This is a genomic window from Streptomyces griseosporeus (assembly GCF_014656055.1).
Lineage (GTDB): Bacteria > Actinomycetota > Actinomycetes > Streptomycetales > Streptomycetaceae > Streptomyces > Streptomyces griseosporeus.
This window is the reverse complement of record NZ_BNBR01000008.1, coordinates 76,928-97,038: the sequence shown is the minus strand read 5'-3', so window position 1 is coordinate 97,038 and position 20,111 is coordinate 76,928. Positions and strand designations below refer to the sequence as shown.

Here is a 20,111-nt window from a genome sequence, read left to right as displayed (position 1 = left end):
CACGCGTGGTTCTTTCGGGCCCGCCCCTGGCTGGCACGGACACCGGTACCAACGAAGCCGTCCGGGACCGGTCACGCGCCGTACGGGTGAGAGGCGGGGGTGAACTCAAGTGCGACCGTGTGCCTCAGACGCGGCCCCGGCACAGCTCCAGCAGCGTCATCGCCAGCGCCGTACCCGGCTTGCCCAGCGCCTCCCGGTAGCGGCCGAGGACCTCCATCTCGCGCGAGAGGTTCACGCGCCGGCCGCCGGAGGCGATCCGCGCCTCCTGGATGACGGCGGACACGGCCATCCGCTCCTGGATCAGGCCGATGATCCGGTCGTCGAGCGCGTCGATGCGCTCCCGCGCGCCGGTGATCACATCGGCGGCCTCGGCCGTGTGCGCGCCGGTCTTCTCCGTGCTCTCGGTGGTGGTCGCGGTCATCTCTGGGGCTCCTCGTCTGGTGGCTGCGGTGCCCCGGAGCGGCAAGGTCCGGAAAAAACCAGGCGCCCCGGACCTTGTCGGCCCGGGGCGCCTGGGAAGTCGCTCGATCAGTTGCTCAAGCAGCACGACCATGGCAGCCGGCGGGCCGGGTGCCATAGGTAAAGACGTAGGTCACGTGCAGGAGCATGCGGTCAGTATGCCGCGCCCCAGCGGGGCGTCCAAGCCGGTTCGGATGGTGAGACGCCCGCCCGCTCCCGGCCCCGGCCCCGGCCCCGGCGCGTGAGATGCGCGACTGTCGGGCCGTACCGCTGGCAGACCGGACGGCGTCCCCCGGCCACTCGGTAGAATTGGCCAGCACAAGGACCCCGCCCCACCGCCGGAAGGCTCCCGTGTCATCAGCGACCCCCGCTGCCGCCGCCCCCGACACCGTCCTGGTCGTCGACTTCGGCGCGCAGTATGCCCAGCTCATCGCCCGTCGCGTCCGTGAGGCCCGGGTCTACAGCGAGATCGTCCCCAGCACCATGCCGGTGGCCGAGATGCTCGCCAAGAACCCGGCGGCGATCATCCTCTCCGGCGGCCCCTCGTCCGTGTACGAGGAGGGCGCCCCCCGCCTCGGCCGCGAGCTCTTCGAGGCCGGCGTCCCCGTCTTCGGCATGTGCTACGGCTTCCAGCTGATGGCGCAGGTCCTCGGCGGCACCGTCGACAACACCGGTGCCCGCGAGTACGGCCGCACCGACCTGCACGTCTCCAAGACCTCCTCCACCCTGTTCGAGGGCACCCCGGCCGAGCAGCACGTGTGGATGTCGCACGGCGACGCCTGCTCCGCCGCCCCCGAGGGCTTCACCGTCACGGCCTCCACGGACGTCGTCCCGGTCGCCGCCTTCGAGAACGACGAGAAGAAGCTCTACGGCGTCCAGTACCACCCCGAGGTCATGCACTCCACGCACGGCCAGCAGGTGCTGGAGCACTTCCTGTACCGCGGCGCCGGTCTGAAGCCGACCTGGACCACGGGCAACGTCATCGAGGAGCAGGTCGAGGCGATCCGCGAGCTGGTCGGCGACAAGCGCGCGATCTGCGGCCTGTCCGGCGGCGTCGACTCCGCCGTGGCCGCCGCCCTCGTCCAGAAGGCCATCGGCTCCCAGCTGACCTGCGTCTACGTCGACCACGGCCTGATGCGCAAGGGCGAGACCGAGCAGGTCGAGAAGGACTTCGTCGCCGCGACCGGCGTGCAGTTGAAGGTCGTCGACGCCGAGGAGCGGTTCCTCAAGGCGCTGGCCGGGGTCAGCGACCCCGAGGAGAAGCGGAAGATCATCGGCCGCGAGTTCATCCGCGTCTTCGAGCAGGCCCAGGCCGAGATCATCGCCGACGAGGGCCCGGCCGTGGAGTTCCTGGTCCAGGGCACCCTGTACCCGGACGTCGTGGAGTCCGGCGGCGGCACCGGCACCGCCAACATCAAGTCGCACCACAACGTCGGCGGCCTCCCCGAGGACCTCGAGTTCAAGCTGATCGAGCCGCTGCGCAAGCTGTTCAAGGACGAGGTCCGCATGGTCGGCCAGGAGCTGGGCCTGCCGGAGGAGATCGTCCAGCGCCAGCCCTTCCCGGGCCCCGGTCTCGGCATCCGGATCGTCGGCGAGGTCACCAAGGAGCGGCTCGACCTGCTCCGCGAGGCCGACGCCATCGCCCGCGAGGAGCTGACCGCGGCCGGCCTGGACCGCGACATCTGGCAGTGCCCGGTGGTCCTGCTCGCCGACGTCCGCAGCGTGGGCGTCCAGGGCGACGGCCGCACCTACGGCCACCCGATCGTGCTGCGCCCGGTGTCCTCCGAGGACGCCATGACGGCCGACTGGTCCCGCCTGCCGTACGACGTCCTCGCGAAGATCTCCACCCGGATCACCAACGAGGTGCGGGACGTCAACCGCGTCGTCCTCGACGTCACCTCCAAGCCGCCGGGCACCATCGAGTGGGAGTAGTCCTCCCGGTCAGGTCCGTCTGAGCGTGCGCACCGGCTCTCCGGGCTTCCAGACCTGGGCGACCAGATACGTGTCGTCCTCGACGTAGGTCCGCACGACCTCCGTCAGCTCGGTGCGGAAGAGGTGGAACGGCTCCGGCGGTTCCACCTCTTTCACGTACCGGTCCTTCACGGCCGGCTCCGTCACCTCGAACGCCCGCCCGGCGATCCGTACGTCCCCGCCGCCCATGCCCGTGCCCTCACCGGGGTTCGCCTGGAGCGCGAAGCGCGGGTCGCGGCGCAGGTCGAGCGCCTTGAGCGAGTTCCACATCATCCCCAGCCACAGCTCACCGCCGCGGAAGTCGGCCTCGATGCCGGAGGTGCGCGGGGCGCCGTCCTTGCGGAGCGTGGCGAGGACGTGATGCGTGAACGCCCGGAAACGGTCCTCGACGACCCCGGCGAGCGCGGGTTCGGCGGTGGCGAAGGTGTCCCAGTTTGCTGCCATACGACGAGTGTGGCGCCGAATCCCGACATCCTCTGTCGTCTTTCGGCGGGGTCTGTTCTCCTCGGCGGACCGGCGGTAACTTCCCGCCCGTACCGCACCCGAGTGCCGGAGGACCAATGCCCGGGCCCACTCCGCCCCCACCCCTGCCCACCGACCGGCTCCAGTTCGCGATGCCGCCGATGCACGGCTCCGTCGAGGAGGAGCGCCGGTACCGCAAGGAACGGCTGGCGGGCGCGCTGCGGATCTTCGGCCGGCTCGGCTTCGAGGACGGCGTCTCGGGGCACATCACCGCCCGCGACCCCGAGTTCAGCGACTGCTTCTGGGTCAACCCCTTCGGGCTGCCCTTCCGGCACGTCACCGTCAGCGACCTGGTCCTCGCCAACTCCGACGGCCAGGTCGTCGACGGCCGCTACCACGTCAACCAGGCCGCCTTCACCGTCCACGCCCAGGTCCACGCCGCCCGCCCCGACGTCGTCGCCGTCGCCCACTGCCACTCCGTGCACGGGCGGGCGCTGGCCGCGCTGGGCGAGGTCATCGAGCCGATCACCCAGGAGAGCTGCGCCTTCTACGAGGACGTGGCGCTGTACGACGCCTACACCGGTGTCGCCGTCGACGCCGAGGAGGGGCGGCGCGTCGCCGAGGTGCTCGGCAGCCGCAAGGCGCTGGTCCTGCGCAACCACGGGCTGCTGACCGTCGGCGACTCGGTGGACGCCGCCGCCTGGTGGTTCCTGTCGATGGAGCGCTCCTCCCAGGTGCAGCTCACCGCCAAGGCCGCCGGCCGGCCCGTGCTGATCGACCACCGGATGGCGTCCGCCACCCGTGAGCAGCTCGGCGGCGACCTGGTGGCATGGATCAACTACCAGCCGCTGTGGCAGGACATCACCCGCAGCGAGCCCGAGCTGCTGAGCTGACCAGGGGCGGCCGGCCGGCCGGTTCAGAAGCCGCGCAGCACGACCGCCTTCGTCCGCGCGAACTCCTCGTCCGTGAGCACCCCGTCCCGGTGCAGCTCGCCCAGCTCGCGCAGCCGGCGCAGCAGCACGTCGTGGTGGTCCGACCGCGACGGCGGACCGGCCGCGCCCGGCGGCCGGTCGCGGTCCGGCCAGGCGCCCCCGGTCCGGGCCGACGGGTGCGACAGCCGGGCCGTCACGGCCGTCGCGACCAGCGCCGTCAGCAGATCCCGGCGTACGTTGCCCCACAGGTCCAGGGCGTACGGGTCCTTCTCGGGCGGCAGCTTGGAGAACACCGTCTCCCGGGTCACGAACCGCAGGAAGCCGTCCTCGTACCCCGAGTTCGGCAGCCACTCCACCTGGAGCAGGTCGCCCAGGTCGATGATCCGCGGCCCGGTCGCGCGCTTGACCCGGTCGGAGGTGTCGGCCCAGTCGATGCGCACCCGCGTGCCGTCGAAGGACACCGTGCCGTCGGAGGAACGCACCGACACCGGCACCGGCGGCCCCGGCAGCAGATACGCCGCCGTCGGCTCCTTCGGCACCTGCTCCAGCAGCAGCGCGTGGCGGATCTCCTCCGCGACGTACTCCGCGATCCCCGCCCGGTCGACGTCCACCACCAGCCGGTACGGATCCGCCGCGTCCGGCAGCCGGCCGCCCGTCGCCTGCAGCAGCGGGTCGGCGCCCTCCCGCAGCGTCATCCGCAGCCGTCCGCGCCTGCGCTCCGGCTCGTAGACCACCCCCGCCACGGCCTCCAGCGGTACGGCGACCTCCCCGTATGTCTGCCGGAACAGCGGCACCGACCGGTGCAGGCCCGGCGTGATCCTGACCACCTGGCCGTCGAAGGCCCACGCCCCGTCGCGCTGGATGATCTCGGCCATACCGAAATTCTCGCAGCCAGGTCAACACGGCGGGCCCCACTTCACCCGCGCTGACCACACCCGTCAGCCGCGAGTGCCGTCCCGTAGGGCACAATTCGCTGTCGTCGCAGGGGAGTTGCCGGCCGTCAGGGCCGTACGGGACGTGGGGAAGGCGGGCATCGGCGTGGCGGTACAGGAGGCGAGAGGGGAAGCGGAGGCCACCGGGGCCCACGGGGGCGGCTGCACCTGCGGGGACTGCCCGCACGGCGCCCGGGAGGGACACCGCCGCGCGGTGGCCGAATTCCTGCTCAGGCGGGACGAGTTCGCCGCCGGACAGGGCCTGCCCGCGGCTGTGGCGCACTCGGTGTCGGCCTCCCGGCAGTGGGTCTCGGAGGAGCTGACCCAGTCCGCGGAGATCGTCGCCGCCCGCAGCCGCGCCGAGGGACAGGCCTGGCTCGCCCGGCTGGGGCGCCGCACCGTCCGCGCGGTGTGGGCGGCCGTCGTCGCCCTGCTGCTGGTGCAGGCGCTGACGGCGATCGGCACCGGCTGGACCGCCGCCCGCACCGCAGGTCTGTTCGCCGCGCTGGTGGTGGCGGGTGCCCTCACCGCGGCCTCCTGGTTCCACCGGGCCCGCGGCGGCGCCCTCGCCCCCGTCATCGGCGAGGACAACCGGCTGTCCACCTCCCGCGCGGTGGCCGCCGCCTGGGTGCTCTTCGTCGCCTACGCGGTGCTGGTGCTGGCCGGCCGCCTCGCCGCCGCCTCCGCCCCAGGGGAGCGGGACGCGCTGCTGTCCGGGCTGGAACTCGCCCGCGGTGCCGGTGTGGTGACCGTCCTCGCCGTGGTGTGCGGGATCGCCGTGCTGGTGCGGCGCGTGGTGGGCCTGCGGGTGCTCGCCCAGCGGCTGCAGAAGGTCCCCGCCGACCGCCCCCGGGCCGCCGACCTGCTCACCGACGACGCCGGACGGGGCACCTTCGCCGACCTCCAGTACGTCGTGATCGGCGCGGTCGCCCTGCTCTTCGCCGCCGTACGGCTGGCCCGCCGCCCCGACCAGTTGCCCGACCTGCCCTGGGGACTGGCCGTGATGGTGCTGATCTCGGCGGCCACCTACCTCGCCGGCAAGTGCGCCGAGGGCGGCCGCCCGGTGATCCTCTCCGTCGTCCGGGCCCGCGAGGCCGGCGACCTCGACGCCCCGATCCGCACCGGCGACGACATCGAGATCCGCGGCGCCGGGTTCGTTCCGCCGGGCGCGGGCGGCGCCGACCGGCTGTCCCGCATGGCGGTCCGCATCGGGCCGGTCCATGTGCACGTCCCCCTCGTCCCCGTCACCGGCGGCTTCAGCAACCCCACCGACACCGTCCTGACCGTGCCCGTCCCCGCCGACGTGGAGCCGGGGCGGGTGGAGGTGCAGGTGGTCACGGCGGCCGGGGTGGAGACCAACCGGTACGCCATCGACGTCACGGAGTGAACCGACCGCACCGAGACGGTTCCTCCGGCATTCCCGGGCGCCTGTCCTGCCGTTCATTGAGCACACCCCCCTTTGCGTACGTATCGTCTGGTAAGGGTTACGGCACTGCGGGCGAGAGGCGGCTGGGAGCAATGACCCACGGCATGCGCACGGACACGCGCACCCCCCATCTCGAAGGCGGCCGCGACTGGCGGGACACCGCCACCCGCTACGCCCTCCTTCCCCTACGCGTCTTCCTCGGCGTCACCTTCATCTACGCGGGCCTCGACAAGCTCACCGACAGCGCGTTCATGAAGGCCGACGGCGCCGGATCCATCGGCGAGACCATGCGCTCCGTGCGGGACTCCTCGGCCGTTCCCGCCCTCGTCGACCTGGCCCTGAAGAGCCCGGCCGGCTTCGGCTACGCCATTGCCCTCGGCGAGCTGGCCGTAGGACTCGGCGTCCTGTTCGGCCTGCTCACCCGTCTCGCCGCTCTCGGCGGCGCACTGATCTCCCTCAGCCTGTGGCTGACGGTCAGCTGGGCCACCGAGCCCTACTACTACGGCAACGACCTCATCTACCTGATGGCCTGGCTGCCCCTGGTCCTGGCCGGGGCGCCGCTCCTCTCCCTGGACGCGCTCCTGCGAGCGAGGCGACGAGCAGGCAACTACAGCTAGAGCCTGCTACGAAGGTCCGGGCATCAGAGGGCCGGGTCGCCCGCGGGGCCGTCCCCGTGGCCGCTCCGGCCCGCGCCGCGGCGTCTGCGGATCCCGCGGCCGATCACGCCCACCGCGGCGGCCAGGCACAGGCCCCCGACGACGAGCGGGATCAGCGCGAACCAGGGGGCGTCCCAAAGGCCGGCCGCGTCACCGGCGTAGACGGCGCCCGCGCTGGTGAGGAAGGTGCCGGCGACCAGTCGTCCGGGCTGGACGTCATGACGCAGCACGGCTCACCTCCGCCTGTCCCACGCCGACCTCAAGGTCGAGGTCGAGCGTGCCGGTGCTCTTGCCGCCCTTGACCGGGGCCAGGGTGATCCGCTGGTGCTTGTCCGGTGCCACGTCCACGTCCTCGCTGTCGTCCCCGGGCAACTGGATGTCGCCCACCCCCACCTCGATGTCCGCCCGCACCGTCATGCCCGGCGGCACGATCACCCGCACCCGGCCCACGCCGACCTCCACCTTGGTCGACACCGTCTGCCCCGCGGCCGGTCTCAGCCGGGACAGGTCCAGGGTGCCGACGCCGGTGCCGACGTCGTAGGACCGCTGGACGTCCGCGACCGTGGCCGGACTCCACGTCGTGCGGATCCACTGGGTGCCGATGTCCTTGGGCAGGGCCGCCGCGCCGGCCAGCAGGGCCGCCGTGACGATCGCCAGGAATATGGACCCGGCGCCGGTCCGGCCGAGGAACGCGCTGAGCGCGATGCCCAGCCCGAACACCATGAGCGCGCAGGCCAGGCCCGTCTGGAGACTGGTCCCGAGCGGCTGACCGTCCCACGTCAGGCCCGTGCCCAGCCCGGCCGCGAGCAGGGCCAGCAGGAAGACCCGGCCGCCGATCGAGCGGGGGCCGCGCGGTGCGGGCCGGGCGGTGTACGACGGGCGGGGGCTCTCCTGGGCGCCGCGGTGGCCGGTCAGGCTGACCTCGATGATCGAGGTGATGTCGGGCTCCCGGGTGTCCCGCGGACCCCACAGATAGCCGGTGCCGCCGTCATGCGTGCCGTCCTTGACGATCGGGTCCCGCCACCAGGACCAGGTCGCGGGCACAGGCGGCGCCTGCGCCTCCGGCGGGGCGTCGGCGGCGGCCTGCGCGGCGAGCGGGTCGGGGTCCGGGGCGCCGCGCCGCTGCGACCAGTAGCCGGCACCCGCGAGGAGGAGGGAGAGGACCACGGCGAACGCCAGCACGCTGCCGTTCTTCAGCATCGTCAGGAAGACCCCGCAGCCGACCAGCGCGAACAGCACCGCAGCCAGCGCCTGACCGTCGACGCGGCCGGTGAGCAGCTTGCGGACCTCGTTCTCCTCCTCGTCGTCGGCGGGCACGAAGAGCCAGGCGAAGCCGTAGAAGATGAGGCCGATGCCGCCGGCCGCGGCGAGCACCGCCAGCGTGATCCGGAAGATCACCGGGTCCATGTCGCAGCTGCGGCCCAGGCCCGCGCACACCCCGGACAGCATCTTGTGCCGCCGGTCCCGGCGGAACGGGCGCGGCGAGCCGGCCCCGTCGGCCGGGTCCGCCGCACCGCCCGCTTCCGCGTGCGCGCGCGGATCCTCTGAAGAGGAGGCCCGGGCGCCCGCGTCCGGCGCGGGGCCCCCGGTGGGCTCCGCGTCCGCGGCGTGCTGGTGATCAGTCATGCGTCCATGGTGACGGCCGAGCCGCCCCCGCGGCAGTCGGGATGACCCTGGCCCGACCCTGATATCGGCCCTGACCCGGGCCGGGGCCGGTGCGCGACGCCGGGCCCGGCGTCGACCGACGAAGATCAGGGGTGTCTCGGGGCTCGACCCTGATGCCCGGGGCGGGCCGTCGTGTGACCATCGATGGCATGCCGGAAGCCGCAGCGCCCCTCGTCGAACCGCGGCCGCCGCGCAAGCTCTACCGCAGCAGCGACGGACGCTGGCTCGGTGGCGTGGCGCGGGGGCTCGCCGGGCATCTCGGGCTGCCCGTGATCTGGGTCCGCCTGGTCTTCGCCGGGCTGTTCCTGGCCGACGGCCTGGGCGCGCTGCTGTATGCCGCGTTCTGGTTCTTCGTGCCGCTCGGCGTCGGCGGTGTCGAGACGCAGAAGCCGCCGTCGCTGGTCAGCACCGAGACCTCGCCGGACGGCCGGCGCCGCATCGTCACGCGCAAGCCGGACAGGGGCCAGATCGTCGCCCTGCTGCTCATGGTCGTCGTCGCGATGATCTTCGTCGGGAGCGTGGACCTGGGCAGCGGCACCAAGGCCTACCTGGTGCCCGCCGTCCTCGTGGCCGCGGGCGTCGCCCTGGTGTGGCGGCAGGCGGACAACGCCCGCCGGGCCCGCTGGGTCGAGGCCGGCCGCCGCCGGCGTACGCTCACGCTGCTGCGGGCGGGCGCGGGCGTCCTCCTCGTCACCGCGGGCGTCTCCGGCATCTTCGTGCTGCAGGGCTCCGCCGCCCACCTCGGCTCCGTCCTGCAGGCGGCCCTCGCGGTCCTCGTCGGGATCACGCTGCTCGCCGGACCGTATCTCGTGCGCATGACGCAGGACCTCTCCGAGGAGCGTCTGATGCGCATCCGCGCCCAGGAGCGCGCGGAGGTCGCCGCCCATGTCCACGACTCGGTGCTGCACACCCTGACCCTGATCCAGCGCAACGCGGACAACCCCGGCGAGGTGCGCCGCCTCGCCCGCGCCCAGGAGCGCGACCTGCGCACCTGGCTGTACAAGCCCGAGGGCACCGGCAAGGACGAGGCCGACGAGCCGGCCACCCTCGCCGACGCGGTCCGGCGCAACGCGGCCGAGGTGGAGGACAAGCACGGCGTCCCCATCGAGGTGGTCGTCGTCGGGGACTGCCCGCTCGACGAACGGATCGCCGCCCAGATGCAGGCGGCGCGCGAAGCGATGGTGAACGCCGCCAAGTACGGTGGCGAGGGCGGCGCCGTGCAGGTGTTCGCCGAAGTCGAGGGGAGGACCGTCTTCGTGTCGGTCCGGGACCGCGGTCCCGGTTTCGACCTCGACTCGATACCCGCCGACCGCATGGGCGTTAGAGAATCGATCATCGGCCGTATGGAGCGCAACGGCGGCACGGCGCGGCTGCGCGCGGTGCCCGGCGGCGGCACGGAGGTCGAGCTGGAGATGGAGAGGGCGGAGAAGACGTCATGAGCGACCCGACCGAGGCGAACACGGAGTCCGTGGAGCCGACCGGCGACGGCGCGGGCAGGCGGCATGTGCGCGTCGTCCTCGTCGACGACCACCGCATGTTCCGCACCGGGGTGCAGGCCGAGATCGGCCGCACCGAGGAGACCGGCGTGGAGGTCGTCGGCGAGGCGGCCGACGTCGAGCAGGCGGTCACCGTCATCACCGCGACCCGGCCCGAGGTGGTGCTCCTCGACGTCCATCTGCCGGGCGGCGGCGGGGTCGAAGTGCTGCGCCGGTGCGCCGCGTTGATGGCCGACGGCGAGCGGCCCGTCCGCTTCCTCGCGCTGTCCGTGTCGGACGCGGCGGAGGACGTGATCGGCGTCATCCGCGGCGGCGCACGGGGGTACGTGACGAAGACGATCACGGGCGCGGATCTCGTCGACTCCATCTTCCGTGTCCAGGAGGGCGACGCCGTCTTCTCGCCGCGCCTGGCCGGGTTCGTCCTCGACGCCTTCGCCTCCACCGACGCCCCGCCGGTCGACGAGGACCTGGACCGCCTCACCCAGCGCGAGCGTGAGGTGCTGCGGCTCATCGCCCGGGGGTACGCCTACAAGGAGATCGCCAAGCAGCTGTTCATCTCCGTCAAGACGGTCGAGTCCCATGTCTCGGCGGTGCTGCGCAAGCTCCAGCTGTCCAACCGGCACGAGCTGACCCGGTGGGCGACGGCTCGGCGCCTGGTCTGAGCCGGCCTCCGCGTCCGCACGGGACGGCCGCGCGCCGCGGTCGCCCCGGTGGTGCCTACCGGTGCTGCGGTGCCGCAGCGGTGCCCAGTGCCCGCAGTGCCCACCGGTAGTGCCGTACGGCCTTGGCCGCGCCCAGCATGCCCGTCAGCCAGAGGATCATGCCGGTGCCCATGCCGAGGAAGACCTCGTGGCCGACGGGGCCCGGGGCGGCGCCCGCCGCGGTGGCGAAGGCCGTCCACAGGCCGAGCGCGCACACCGCGAAGGAGGACAGCAGCCAGCACAGGCTCAGCCCGGGGGAGCGGAGTCCGGCGTCGGTGAGGGGGTGGCTGTCGAGGGCGAGCCAGGCGTCGAGCAGTCCGTGTATCTCCCGGTCGCGGCGGATGCCGGCGACGACACCGATGACGGCGGGGACGATCGCGGCCAGTCCGAGGACGACGCAGACGGGGCCGACGACGAAGAGGAGCGGGTCGTGCTCCTCGGCCTGCTGCATCGGCAGCGTCAGCAGGGCCCAGCCGACGATCGCCGCGAGGGCGAGCAGCCAGAGCAGCAGGAGCCGGTGGATGCCGAGGCTGCGCCGCCGCAGCACTTCCAGTGCCCGCCGCCGGTCGGCCAGCAGTGCCGTCCGGTCGGGCCAGGTCCGCAGAAAGGGCGGGGGAGGGGGCGGGGGCAGCGGGGTGCGGGGCATCGGGACGTCGGACCTCGGATCTGACGGACGGCAACGGCGTGACGGCATCGCACGTTACCGCGAGGCCCCGCTGGTCAGACCACCCGCGTCGCCCCCGTGAGCGGCATCTCGTCGATCGGGGCGATGCGCACCGGAGCGGAGGGATTGGGGGCGTGGATCATCTGGCCGTTGCCGATGTAGAGGCCGACGTGGCTGATGCCGGAGTAGAAGAACACCAGGTCGCCCGGGCGGAGTTCGGCGCGGGAGACGCGGCGTCCGGCGTCGATCTGCGCGTACGTCGTGCGGGGCAGGGACACTCCGGCGGAGCGGTAGGCCGCCTGGATGAGGCCCGAGCAGTCGAAGGCGTCCGGGCCGGTCGCGCCCCACACGTACGGGCTGCCGAGCTTGCTGTAGGCGTAGGCGATCGCGGCGGCGGCACGGGGGTTGGGGGCGGCCGAGTCCGGTGCGGTGAGGCCGTCGCGGCCGGTGGCCGTGGCGCGTGAGGCGCGGTCCGGGTGCGCGGAGCCGTCGCCGATCCGGGCGCGGTCCTCGGCGCTGAGCCGGTCCAGCAGCCGCTGGGCGGCGTCCAGTTTGCCGTCGATGGTCTTCTTCTGCCGGCTCAGTTCCGTCTGTCTGGAGCGCAGCGAGGCCAGCTGCACGCGCGCGGCACCGCGCAGTTGCTCGATCTCCCGCAGCTGCTTGCGGACGCGGGCGACGGCCGAGGCCTGCCGGTGGTCCGCGCGTTCGGCGAGGGCGGCGCCGTCGAGGTACCGGTCGGGGTCGGAGGACAGGACGAGCTGGATCGCCGGGTCGAGTCCGCCGCGGCGGTACTGCGCGGCGGCGACGGAACCGAGCGCGTCGCGCGCCTCGTTGAGCTGTTCCTGCCTGCGGGCCGCCTCGTCGCGCAGCGTGTTCAGCCGCCGCTCGGCCTTGCGGGCGTCCTCCTTGGCGCCGTTGTACTTCTCGGTGGCCACCTCGGCCTCCTGGTACAGCTTGTCGACCCTGGCCTTGACCTGGGCCGGTGTCAGGTTCGGCTCGGCGTGGCCGGTGCCTTCGAAGGCCGTCGCGGTCGCCGCTCCGGCGAGGGCGAGTGTGGCGGCCGTACGGGCCGTGTTGCCGCTGACCGAGCGCGGGCGGGGCTTGCGGTGCGCTGCCACGGGGACTGCACGTCCTTTCGGTGGGGTCGGTCACCTGGAGGAGGACGCTAGGCCTGCCGGTATCGGTCCGGTAACGCGATGTGCGGAAGTGGCGTCGGGGAATCGGCGAGTGACCACACCTGATCATGTGCGTGCACATTGGGGTGCATATATGCAGGCGAAGCTGTGCAACTAGGCTCCGGGCCCATGGACGTACTCATCCACCTCTTCGTCGGCCTGCACATCATCGGCATCGCCTCGCTCCTGGGCGGCTTCCTCACCCAGATGAAGGCGATGGGCCAGGGCACCGCCCGCTTCGTCCCCGCCATGCTGCACGGCGCGCTGACGATGCTGGTCACCGGCGTGGTCCTGGTCGGCCTCAACCAGGCCGACGACCACTCCGTCGACAACATCAAGATCGGCGTCAAGCTGGCCCTGCTGATCGTGATCCTCGGCCTGGTCTACGTGAAGCGGGACGACGAGAAGGTGGACAAGGGCCTCTTCGGGCTGGTGGGTCTGCTGACGACGGCGAACATCTTCATCGCCGTGCTGTGGACCTGACGTCCTCCCCGGCCGACCGCACCGCCCCGACGGCGACCACGATCCACGCGGCCACCGCCACCCACAGCAGCACCTGCCCCGGTCCCTTCAGCCACGGCACGTCCAGCGCGGCGGCGACGGACAGCGTCGCCGCCGCCGTCATGCCCATCGGGAACACGGTGGCCCAGCGCCGCACGTCGTAGCACGGCCGGGGCCGGGCCACCTCGGCGGCGAGCAGTACGACGTACCAGCCCAGGTCCAGCACGAGCAGCGTCGCGGTCACCGTGCGCAGGACGCCGCGGGCGTCGTCGTTCCACAGGTACAGGCCGGGCCCGTCCGCGGCGAGCAGCTTCGACCCGGCGAGCGCGCAGATCGCGAGCGCGCCGCCCGCCACCCACTGGTCCCCGGCGCCCTCCAGGACCTGCCGCGGGTCGAACCGCAGGAGGGCGAGGACGTACAGCAGCAGCCCGAGCCAGAACACCACCATCGCGGCCCGTGCGAGCCACCCCGTCGCCTCCTCGGCGGCCAGGGTGGCGCCGAGCACCGCGAGCCCCTGCGTGGCCACACAGCCCAGGAACACCGTCCCGGGCATGCCCCGCTCCCAGCGCCGTACGACACGGCCGATCAGCGCCGCCCACACCACCGTGGCCAGCGCCAGCAGTGCCCCGGCGAGGGCGGGCCGGTCGAGCGCGGCCACGCGCGTGCCCAGCACGGCGGTCGCCGCCGCCGACGTCAGCGCCGCGGGCGTCCCCGCCTCCGCCGTCCAGCGGGCGCGGTCCCGCAGCAGCTCCGCGGCGAAGTGCGCGGCGAGTGCCAGCCAGGCCGCGGCGGTCAGGGCGAGGGCGAGGCGCGACAGGGTCTCGTGCCCGGTCAGGTGCAGGCCGACCGAGAGGACGCCGGTCGCCATGACGGCGGCCCCGGCCGCCGGCGATCGCCGCGCCCACCAGGCGCGCAGGGGCAAGGGGGAGGAGCCGGGCATGCGGCCGATGCTAGGGAGCCGCCGGGCCGGCACGGTGCGGGCCACGCGCGCGGGGACGCGAAAACAGCGCGAAAACAGCCGGAAGGCCCGCCGCCCTCCGCACGCCGCCTCCCGGTGCCCCCTCGCGCCGGGCGGGGTCAGGCCGGCCGGACCACGCTGTGGATCGAGCCCTCGCCGTCGTAGTAGATCGACTCCTCGCGCACGTACGCGCCCGGCTTCGGGGCGTGGATCATCATGCCGTTGCCTATGTACAGGCCGACGTGGGTGACGTCGTCGTAGAAGAAGACCAGGTCACCGGGGAGCGCCTGGGAGAGCGGGACGGTCGTGCCGGCGTTCACCTGGTCGTAGGTGGTGCGCGGCAGGTCGACACCGGCGGCCTTCCAGGCGGCCTGGGTGAGGCCGGAGCAGTCGTAGGAGTCGGGGCCGGTGGCGCCCCAGACGTACGGCTTGCCGACCTGCGCGCGGGCGAAGGCGAGCGCCTTGTCGGCCTTGGTGGCGTAGGAGGGGTCCGAGGCGGAGGTGTCGCCGGACGTGCCGGAGGTGCCCGACGTGCCGGTCCCGGACGAGGCGCCCGACTGCTGCTCCTGCCGGGCCGCGGCGGCCTCCTCCTGGCGCTGCTGCTCCGCCTGCTGCTGCCGCGCCAGCTCGGCGGCCTTGCGCGCGGCCTCCTCCTGCTTGCGCTTCTCGATCGCGGCGAGCCGCGCCTTCTCCTCCGCGGTCAGCTTCGCCAGCAGTTCGCGCGCGTCGGTGAGCTTCTGCTGGACGGTGGCCTTGGCGGTCCTGAGGTCGTTCTGCGACGCGGTGAGCGTCCGCAGGCTCTCGGTGGCCTCCCAGCGCTGCTTCATCGTCTCGGACTGCTGGGTGACGTAGTCGTCGACCGCGGCTTTCTGGCGGCCGGTCAGCCGGTCCATGACCTGGGTCTGGTCGAAGTAGTCCTGCGGGGTGTCGGCGAGCAGGAAGGTCGCGGTGTCCGGCGCGGTGGCCCCGGTGCGGTACTGGGCGGCGGCGAAGGAACCCAGCTGCTCGCGTGCCTCGTTGAGCTTCTGGGTGCGCTGCGCGACGTCGTCGAGGAGGGTGTCGACGCGCTTGCGCTGCTTGGCGGTCTTCTCCTTGGCCGCGTTGTACTTCTCGGTCGCCGACTCGGCCTGCCGGTAGAGGTCGTCGACCTTCTTCTCGACCTCCTCCAGGCTCGGCCGGTCGTCGGCGGCCGGGGAGGCGTGGGCGGACTGGGAGAGCAGGGCGACGGAGGTGAGGGCGGCCGTGGCGAGGGCGGGGGTGCGAAGGCCGGCGACGAGGCTGCCCGTGGGGCGCGACTTGCGGTGCGACGCCAAGGGAGGCGACTCCTTCCGTGGTCCGCCTACCGGGTTAGCTGTCGGGTTCGGGCGGAAATCGGAAGGTTTGCCCTACGGCCGGTCCGTGCGGAAGGGCCGATTCACCCCAGGTCTCGGTGGGTCCCCGGCTCCGGGCGCGTACGGGCGCGCCGGACTCGGCGGAGGCCGCGCGGCCCGGCGACGTTCGCCGGTGGGGGTCGTACGGCCTGCCCGGCACGGTAGCCAACTCGTGTGGCGGCTGTGAAGGTTGGTGAGTGATATGCCCGATACATTTTCGTGACCTGGCGCTCGTTTCCGGCGGAATGCCCGACTCCGGCCGCTCTTCGGCGCTGACGTGACGAAGCTCTCGCGGGGCGGGCGGACCGGCGTGAAGGTGTCGTGTCCGGCGGGCGTCACCGTTCACCCCAGGGACCGAAAGGGCCGCGTCCCGGCCCGCACGGTCGCCGACCGTGAGCGCGGGGTCATCGACGGCGAGCGCACGTCGGGAAGATCGATTGCGCCCGACTTTCCCGGGCGGCGGTCGGCTGTCAGTGGGGCACCCTAGACTCGGAGAGCGATGAGCAGCCTCTTTGACGACAGCTTCCTGGCGGAACTCCAGGCCCCCCGGGCCCACGAGGAGGAACCCCCGCCGCCGCCCGAGGACGATCATGCTCCGGAGCAGGTTCCGGACGATCTGTTCGGCGGGAAGTTCGACGTGCCGCCGGACCGGGACGCGTACTACCGCGACGGCGCCCACCGGCCCCCGATCGACGCGTCCGCGCTGCTGGAGGGGCTGAACGACAACCAGCGCGCCGCCGTCGTGCACGCCGGCTCCCCGCTGCTCATCGTCGCCGGCGCCGGCTCCGGCAAGACCCGCGTGCTCACCCACCGCATCGCCCACCTGCTCGCCGAGCGGGACGTGCACCCGGGCCAGATCCTCGCGATCACCTTCACCAACAAGGCCGCGGGCGAGATGAAGGAGCGCGTCGAGCAGCTCGTCGGCCCGCGCGCCCACGCGATGTGGGTGATGACCTTCCACAGCGCGTGCGTGCGCATCCTGCGCCGGGAGAGCAAGAAGCTCGGCTTCACCTCCTCCTTCTCGATCTACGACGCCGCCGACAGCAAGCGCCTGATGGCGCTCGTCTGCCGTGACCTCGACCTCGACCCCAAGCGGTTCCCGCCCAAGTCCTTCAGCGCCAAGATCAGCAACCTCAAGAACGAGCTGATCGACGAGGAGGACTTCGCCGCCCAGGCCGCCGACGGCTTCGAGAAGACCCTCGCCCAGGCCTACGCGCTGTACCAGTCGCGGCTGCGCGAGGCGAACGCCCTCGACTTCGACGACCTGATCATGACGACGGTCAACCTGCTGCGCGCCTTCCCGGACGTCGCCGAGCACTACCGCCGCCGCTTCCGGCACGTCCTGGTCGACGAGTACCAGGACACCAACCACGCCCAGTACGCGCTGGTCCGCGAGCTGGTGGGGACGAACGAGCACCCCGTCGACGTCCCCCCCAGCGAGTACGACGTGCCGCCCGCCGAGCTGTGCGTCGTCGGTGACGCCGACCAGTCGATCTACGCCTTCCGCGGCGCGACCATCCGCAACATCCTCCAGTTCGAGGAGGACTACCCGGACGCGACGACGATCCTGCTGGAGCAGAACTACCGCTCCACGCAGACGATCCTGTCCGCCGCCAACGCGGTCATCGAGCGCAACGAGTCCCGCCGCCCGAAGAACCTGTGGACCAACGCCGGCGCGGGCGCCCGCATCACCGGCTACGTCGCCGACACCGAGCACGACGAGGCCCAGTTCGTCGCCGACGAGATAGACCGCCTGGTCGACGCGGGCGAGGCGAAGGCCGGAGACGTCGCCGTCTTCTACCGCACCAACGCCCAGTCCCGTGTCTTCGAAGAGGTCTTCATCCGCGTCGGCCTGCCCTACAAGGTCGTCGGCGGCGTCCGCTTCTACGAGCGCAAGGAGGTCCGGGACGTCCTCGCCTACCTGCGGGTGCTGGCCAACCCCGAGGACTCCGTCCCGCTGCGCCGCATCCTCAACGTGCCCAAGCGCGGCATCGGCGAGCGCGCCGAGGCGATGGTCGACGCCCTCGCCCAGCGCGAGAAGATCAGCTTCCCGCAGGCGCTGAAGCGGGTCGACGAGGCGTACGGCATGGCGGCCCGCTCGACCAACGCCGTCAAGCGGTTCAACACGCTGATGGAGGACCTGCGGACGATCGTCGAGTCCGGCGCGGGCCCGGCCACCGTCCTGGAGGCCGTCCTCGAACGCACCGGGTACCTCGCCGAGTTGCAGTCCTCCACCGACCCGCAGGACGAGACCCGCATCGAGAACCTCCAGGAACTCGCCGCCGTCGCCCTGGAGTTCGAGCAGGAGCGCGGCGAGGGCGAGCAGGGCACGCTCGCCGACTTCCTGGAGCAGGTCGCGCTGGTCGCCGACTCCGACCAGATCCCCGACGAGGAGGACGGCGACGGCGTCATCACCCTGATGACCCTGCACACCGCCAAGGGCCTGGAGTTCCCGGTGGTGTTCCTGACCGGCATGGAGGACGGCGTCTTCCCGCACATGCGGGCCCTCGGCCAGACCAAGGAGCTGGAGGAGGAGCGCCGGCTCGCCTACGTCGGCATCACACGCGCCCGCGAGCGGCTGTACCTGACGCGGTCGACGCTGCGCAGCGCGTGGGGGCAGCCGTCGTACAACCCGCCCTCCCGCTTCCTGGAGGAGATCCCGCCGCAGTACGTCGACTGGAAGCGCACCGGCGCCACCTCGCCCGTCTCCGCCGGACCGGCCTCCGCTATCGCGGCCTCGCTGTCCTCGTCGCGTTCACGGTCGTCCGCCTCGGGCGCGTCCGGGTTCGCCACGCGGCGCGCCGGGGGCAAGCCGCAGGCCTCGCTGGCCGTCGGGGACCGGGTCACGCACGACCAGTTCGGGCTGGGCACCGTCGTGGCGGTCAAGGGCGTGGACGACAAGGCGGAGGCGACCATCGACTTCGGCGACGGCAAGCCGAAGCGGCTGCTGCTGCGGTACGCGCCGGTGGAGAAGCTGTGAGGCGGTGAGCCACCGGGGGCCACGGCCCCCGGTGCTCGGGCTCAGGTCGGGTCGAGGCCGTGGCTGCGCAGCCACGGCAGCGGGTCGATCGCCGAACCGCCGTAGGGCCGGACCTCGAAGTGCAGGTGCGGGCCGGTGGAGTTGCCCGAGTTGCCGGAGTACGCGATCGGCTCGCCGGCCTTGACCGTCGTCCCCGACGCGACGCGGTAGCTGGAGAGGTGGCAGTACCACGTCTCCGTGCCGTCCTTCGCGGTCACGATCATCATGTTGCCGTAGGCGCTGTTCCACTGCGTCCGCACGGTGCCGTCCGTCGCGGCCATCACCGTCGTGCCGTAGGAGACGGGGAAGTCGATGCCGGTGTGCACGGACATCCAGTTGATGCCGGCCTGGCCGTAGTAGGCGCTCAGCCCGTGCTGCTCGACCGGCAGGGCGAACTTGGGCCGCAGCCGCTCCTTGCGGGCGGCCTCCTCCGCGGCCTTCCTCCGCTCCAGCTCCTGCTGCGCCTTGAGGTCGATGCGCTCCTGCGTGCGGCTGGCGCGGTCGGCGAAGTCGCTGGCGCCGGCGGACATGCTCCGCAGCTGGGTGTCCAGCTTGTTGTTGACGGCGGACGGTTTCACCGCGTGCGCGTCCGAGGCGGTGGCGGTCGTGTCCGAGCTGTCGTCGCCGCTGAAGGTGCCGACGGAGGCGGCGGCGATCCCGGCGACGCCCATCACACAGGCCGAGGGCACCGCGACGGTCAGCAGAGCGGAGCGCTTGGCGGGCGTACGGCGCCGGCCGCGCGAGCCGCGGGCGGCGGCACGCGGGGAGGGCGGCGGGGTGACCTCCTCCTGGTCGTCCAGGAGGAGCGTTCCGTCCGGTTCCACGACGGGCAGCTCGCCGGTCGCGGACAGCTCGGCCGGCTCGCCGCCGGCGGTGTCCTCGCCGTAGCCGACCTGCTCGAACCCGGCGGCCGGCGTGTCGTCGGGGAGGGCTTCGAAGGCCGAGGTCGCCTGCTGGTCGAAGTCCTCGTGCCGGTACGGCTGCTGGGCCTCGGGCTGGTACGGCTGCTGGGCCTCCGGCTCGTAGGACTGCTCGGCGCCGCCGGAGTTCCACTGCGTCGCGTCGTACGCGCCGGTGTCGAAGGCCTGGGTGCCCCACTCCCACTGCTGGGTCTGGCCGGCCGCGCTCTGGTCGGGCTGGAGCCAGGCGGAGGCGTCCCACTGGCCGGAGACGTCCGGGGCACCGGTCTGCGCCGGGATGGCCGCGACCTGCTGCTGGTCCGCGGCCCAGGCGGTCGTGTCGTAGGCACCGGTGTCCTGCGCGGCGTAGTGCTGGGCCGCGTACGGGTCCTGGTGGAACGTCGAGTGGGCGCCGGTGGCCCACTGGCCGGTGTCGTAGGAGCCCGTGGACTCGGCGGGCATGCTGCCGAAGAGCGGGTCGGCGTCGAAACCCGGCGCGGCGTGACCACCGGTGGAATAACCACTGGTGTCGTAGCCGCTGTACGTGGTGAAGTCGCCGTACGGGGCTTCCTGGGAGCCGTAGGACGCGTAGTGCGCGGAGGCGGCGTCGGAAGCCGGGGCCGGGGTGGTCATGGTCCCCGACGGGTGACGGTCGTTCACCAACTTCTCTTTCGCCTCGACAACAGGGGCTGCCAGAGCAGTGCGGCGACTGTACCCGGGGGTAGGCGGGCGGGACAATCTTCGGCAGGTTTCCGGGCGCAGGAAACGGGCAATCGGTCGTGTTTCGGCGTTGTGCGGACGTTCCCTTGGTGCTGCGTTCGAAGA

General features: G+C 72.7%; 18 protein-coding genes and 1 riboswitch. Of the genes, 8 read left to right on the top strand and 10 right to left on the bottom strand.

Annotated elements, in window-relative coordinates:
• Nucleotides 1–124: 124 nt before the first annotated feature.
• Entirely contained in the window at nt 125–421 is a 297-nt protein-coding gene (locus IE308_RS31815) for a chorismate mutase (protein WP_190220562.1), read from the bottom strand.
• Nucleotides 422–810: 389 nt separating this feature from the next.
• On the opposite strand from IE308_RS31815, the gene guaA reads away from it, so the two are divergent.
• Complete coding sequence (gene guaA / locus IE308_RS31810) at nt 811–2,391, top strand: glutamine-hydrolyzing GMP synthase (RefSeq protein ID WP_110629884.1); 1,581 nt, start codon at nt 811–813, stop codon at nt 2,389–2,391.
• Between the two features lie 9 nt (nt 2,392–2,400).
• On the opposite strand, the gene IE308_RS31805 is transcribed toward guaA, so the two are convergent.
• A complete protein-coding gene (locus tag IE308_RS31805; protein WP_110629885.1) occupies nt 2,401–2,874 on the bottom strand; it encodes a pyridoxamine 5'-phosphate oxidase family protein in 474 nt (157 codons plus the stop codon).
• Nucleotides 2,875–2,990: 116 nt separating this feature from the next.
• Between IE308_RS31805 and IE308_RS31800 the strand changes: the two genes are divergently transcribed.
• The gene (locus IE308_RS31800) at nt 2,991–3,785 is read left to right on the top strand and encodes a class II aldolase/adducin family protein (RefSeq protein ID WP_110629886.1); all 795 of its coding nucleotides are present in this window, start codon (nt 2,991–2,993) and stop codon (nt 3,783–3,785) included.
• A gap of 23 nt (nt 3,786–3,808) precedes the next feature.
• Here IE308_RS31800 and IE308_RS31795 read toward each other — a convergent pair whose 3' ends face one another.
• Nucleotides 3,809–4,699 carry a DUF4429 domain-containing protein gene (locus tag IE308_RS31795; protein WP_190220561.1) on the bottom strand — a complete coding sequence of 297 codons (891 nt, stop codon included), beginning with the start codon at nt 4,697–4,699 and terminating at the stop codon, nt 3,809–3,811.
• A gap of 163 nt (nt 4,700–4,862) precedes the next feature.
• Between IE308_RS31795 and IE308_RS31790 the strand changes: the two genes are divergently transcribed.
• Both IE308_RS31790 and IE308_RS31785 read left to right on the top strand, forming a co-directional pair.
• Nucleotides 4,863–6,143, top strand: coding sequence for a hypothetical protein (locus tag IE308_RS31790; RefSeq protein ID WP_190220752.1), 1,281 nt, complete (start codon nt 4,863–4,865; stop codon nt 6,141–6,143).
• A 131-nt stretch (nt 6,144–6,274) separates the two neighbouring features.
• Nucleotides 6,275–6,799, top strand: coding sequence for a DoxX family protein (locus IE308_RS31785; RefSeq protein WP_190220560.1), 525 nt, complete (start codon nt 6,275–6,277; stop codon nt 6,797–6,799).
• A gap of 23 nt (nt 6,800–6,822) precedes the next feature.
• On the opposite strand, the gene IE308_RS31780 is transcribed toward IE308_RS31785, so the two are convergent.
• Both IE308_RS31780 and IE308_RS31775 read right to left on the bottom strand, forming a co-directional pair.
• The gene (locus IE308_RS31780; RefSeq protein ID WP_190220559.1) at nt 6,823–7,068 is read right to left on the bottom strand and encodes a hypothetical protein; all 246 of its coding nucleotides are present in this window, start codon (nt 7,066–7,068) and stop codon (nt 6,823–6,825) included.
• Entirely contained in the window at nt 7,055–8,464 is a 1,410-nt protein-coding gene (locus IE308_RS31775; RefSeq protein ID WP_190220558.1) for a PspC domain-containing protein, read from the bottom strand. The genes IE308_RS31780 and IE308_RS31775 overlap by 14 nt, the downstream gene beginning before the upstream one ends.
• A 152-nt stretch (nt 8,465–8,616) precedes the next feature.
• Here IE308_RS31775 and IE308_RS31770 point away from each other — a divergent pair, with 152 nt between their 5' ends.
• Both IE308_RS31770 and IE308_RS31765 read left to right on the top strand, forming a co-directional pair.
• Nucleotides 8,617–9,942, top strand: coding sequence for an ATP-binding protein (locus IE308_RS31770; protein ID WP_190220751.1), 1,326 nt, complete (start codon nt 8,617–8,619; stop codon nt 9,940–9,942).
• Nucleotides 9,939–10,661: a LuxR C-terminal-related transcriptional regulator gene (locus IE308_RS31765; protein WP_110629892.1), complete on the top strand. Its 723-nt coding sequence runs from the start codon at nt 9,939–9,941 to the stop codon at nt 10,659–10,661. Before IE308_RS31770 ends, IE308_RS31765 begins: the two co-directional genes overlap by 4 nt.
• A 55-nt stretch (nt 10,662–10,716) precedes the next feature.
• On the opposite strand, the gene IE308_RS31760 is transcribed toward IE308_RS31765, so the two are convergent.
• Together IE308_RS31760 and IE308_RS31755 are read right to left on the bottom strand one after the other, a co-directional pair.
• Nucleotides 10,717–11,346 carry a hypothetical protein gene (locus IE308_RS31760; protein ID WP_190220557.1) on the bottom strand — a complete coding sequence of 210 codons (630 nt, stop codon included), beginning with the start codon at nt 11,344–11,346 and terminating at the stop codon, nt 10,717–10,719.
• A gap of 74 nt (nt 11,347–11,420) precedes the next feature.
• On the bottom strand, nt 11,421–12,482 hold the full coding sequence (locus IE308_RS31755; protein WP_190220556.1) for a C40 family peptidase: 1,062 nt from the start codon (nt 12,480–12,482) through the stop codon (nt 11,421–11,423).
• Between the two features lie 186 nt (nt 12,483–12,668).
• On the opposite strand from IE308_RS31755, the gene IE308_RS31750 reads away from it, so the two are divergent.
• Nucleotides 12,669–13,022: a hypothetical protein gene (locus IE308_RS31750; RefSeq protein ID WP_110629895.1), complete on the top strand. Its 354-nt coding sequence runs from the start codon at nt 12,669–12,671 to the stop codon at nt 13,020–13,022.
• Here the strand turns inward: IE308_RS31750 and IE308_RS31745 are convergent.
• Both IE308_RS31745 and IE308_RS31740 read right to left on the bottom strand, forming a co-directional pair.
• A complete protein-coding gene (locus IE308_RS31745; protein WP_190220555.1) occupies nt 13,000–13,980 on the bottom strand; it encodes a tellurite resistance/C4-dicarboxylate transporter family protein in 981 nt (326 codons plus the stop codon). The genes IE308_RS31750 and IE308_RS31745 overlap by 23 nt on opposite strands.
• A 137-nt stretch (nt 13,981–14,117) precedes the next feature.
• A complete protein-coding gene (locus IE308_RS31740) occupies nt 14,118–15,311 on the bottom strand; it encodes a C40 family peptidase (protein WP_190220554.1) in 1,194 nt (397 codons plus the stop codon).
• 8 nt (nt 15,312–15,319) lie between these two features.
• Nucleotides 15,320–15,482: riboswitch (cyclic di-AMP (ydaO/yuaA leader) on the bottom strand.
• A 385-nt stretch (nt 15,483–15,867) separates the two neighbouring features.
• Here IE308_RS31740 and pcrA point away from each other — a divergent pair.
• The gene (pcrA, locus tag IE308_RS31735; protein ID WP_190220553.1) at nt 15,868–18,348 is read left to right on the top strand and encodes a DNA helicase PcrA; all 2,481 of its coding nucleotides are present in this window, start codon (nt 15,868–15,870) and stop codon (nt 18,346–18,348) included.
• A gap of 41 nt (nt 18,349–18,389) precedes the next feature.
• On the opposite strand, the gene IE308_RS31730 is transcribed toward pcrA, so the two are convergent.
• Complete coding sequence (locus tag IE308_RS31730; RefSeq protein WP_190220552.1) at nt 18,390–19,946, bottom strand: M23 family metallopeptidase; 1,557 nt, start codon at nt 19,944–19,946, stop codon at nt 18,390–18,392.
• Nucleotides 19,947–20,111 lie beyond the last annotated feature (165 nt).

What these genes read in the sequence shown, in the direction of transcription:
- IE308_RS31815 (WP_190220562.1), bottom strand. Translation starts at nt 421, where the DNA reads ATGACCGCGACCACCACCGAGAGCACGGAGAAGACCGGCGCGCACACG.
- IE308_RS31805 (WP_110629885.1), bottom strand. Translation starts at nt 2,874, where the DNA reads ATGGCAGCAAACTGGGACACCTTCGCCACCGCCGAACCCGCGCTCGCC.
- IE308_RS31800 (WP_110629886.1), top strand. Translation starts at nt 2,991, where the DNA reads ATGCCCGGGCCCACTCCGCCCCCACCCCTGCCCACCGACCGGCTCCAG.
- IE308_RS31795 (WP_190220561.1), bottom strand. Translation starts at nt 4,699, where the DNA reads ATGGCCGAGATCATCCAGCGCGACGGGGCGTGGGCCTTCGACGGCCAG.
- IE308_RS31785 (WP_190220560.1), top strand. Translation starts at nt 6,275, where the DNA reads ATGACCCACGGCATGCGCACGGACACGCGCACCCCCCATCTCGAAGGC.
- IE308_RS31775 (WP_190220558.1), bottom strand. Translation starts at nt 8,464, where the DNA reads ATGACTGATCACCAGCACGCCGCGGACGCGGAGCCCACCGGGGGCCCC.
- IE308_RS31770 (WP_190220751.1), top strand. Translation starts at nt 8,617, where the DNA reads ATGCCCGGGGCGGGCCGTCGTGTGACCATCGATGGCATGCCGGAAGCC.
- IE308_RS31765 (WP_110629892.1), top strand. Translation starts at nt 9,939, where the DNA reads ATGAGCGACCCGACCGAGGCGAACACGGAGTCCGTGGAGCCGACCGGC.
- IE308_RS31760 (WP_190220557.1), bottom strand. Translation starts at nt 11,346, where the DNA reads ATGCCCCGCACCCCGCTGCCCCCGCCCCCTCCCCCGCCCTTTCTGCGG.
- IE308_RS31750 (WP_110629895.1), top strand. Translation starts at nt 12,669, where the DNA reads ATGGACGTACTCATCCACCTCTTCGTCGGCCTGCACATCATCGGCATC.
- IE308_RS31745 (WP_190220555.1), bottom strand. Translation starts at nt 13,980, where the DNA reads ATGCCCGGCTCCTCCCCCTTGCCCCTGCGCGCCTGGTGGGCGCGGCGA.
- pcrA (WP_190220553.1), top strand. Translation starts at nt 15,868, where the DNA reads ATGAGCAGCCTCTTTGACGACAGCTTCCTGGCGGAACTCCAGGCCCCC.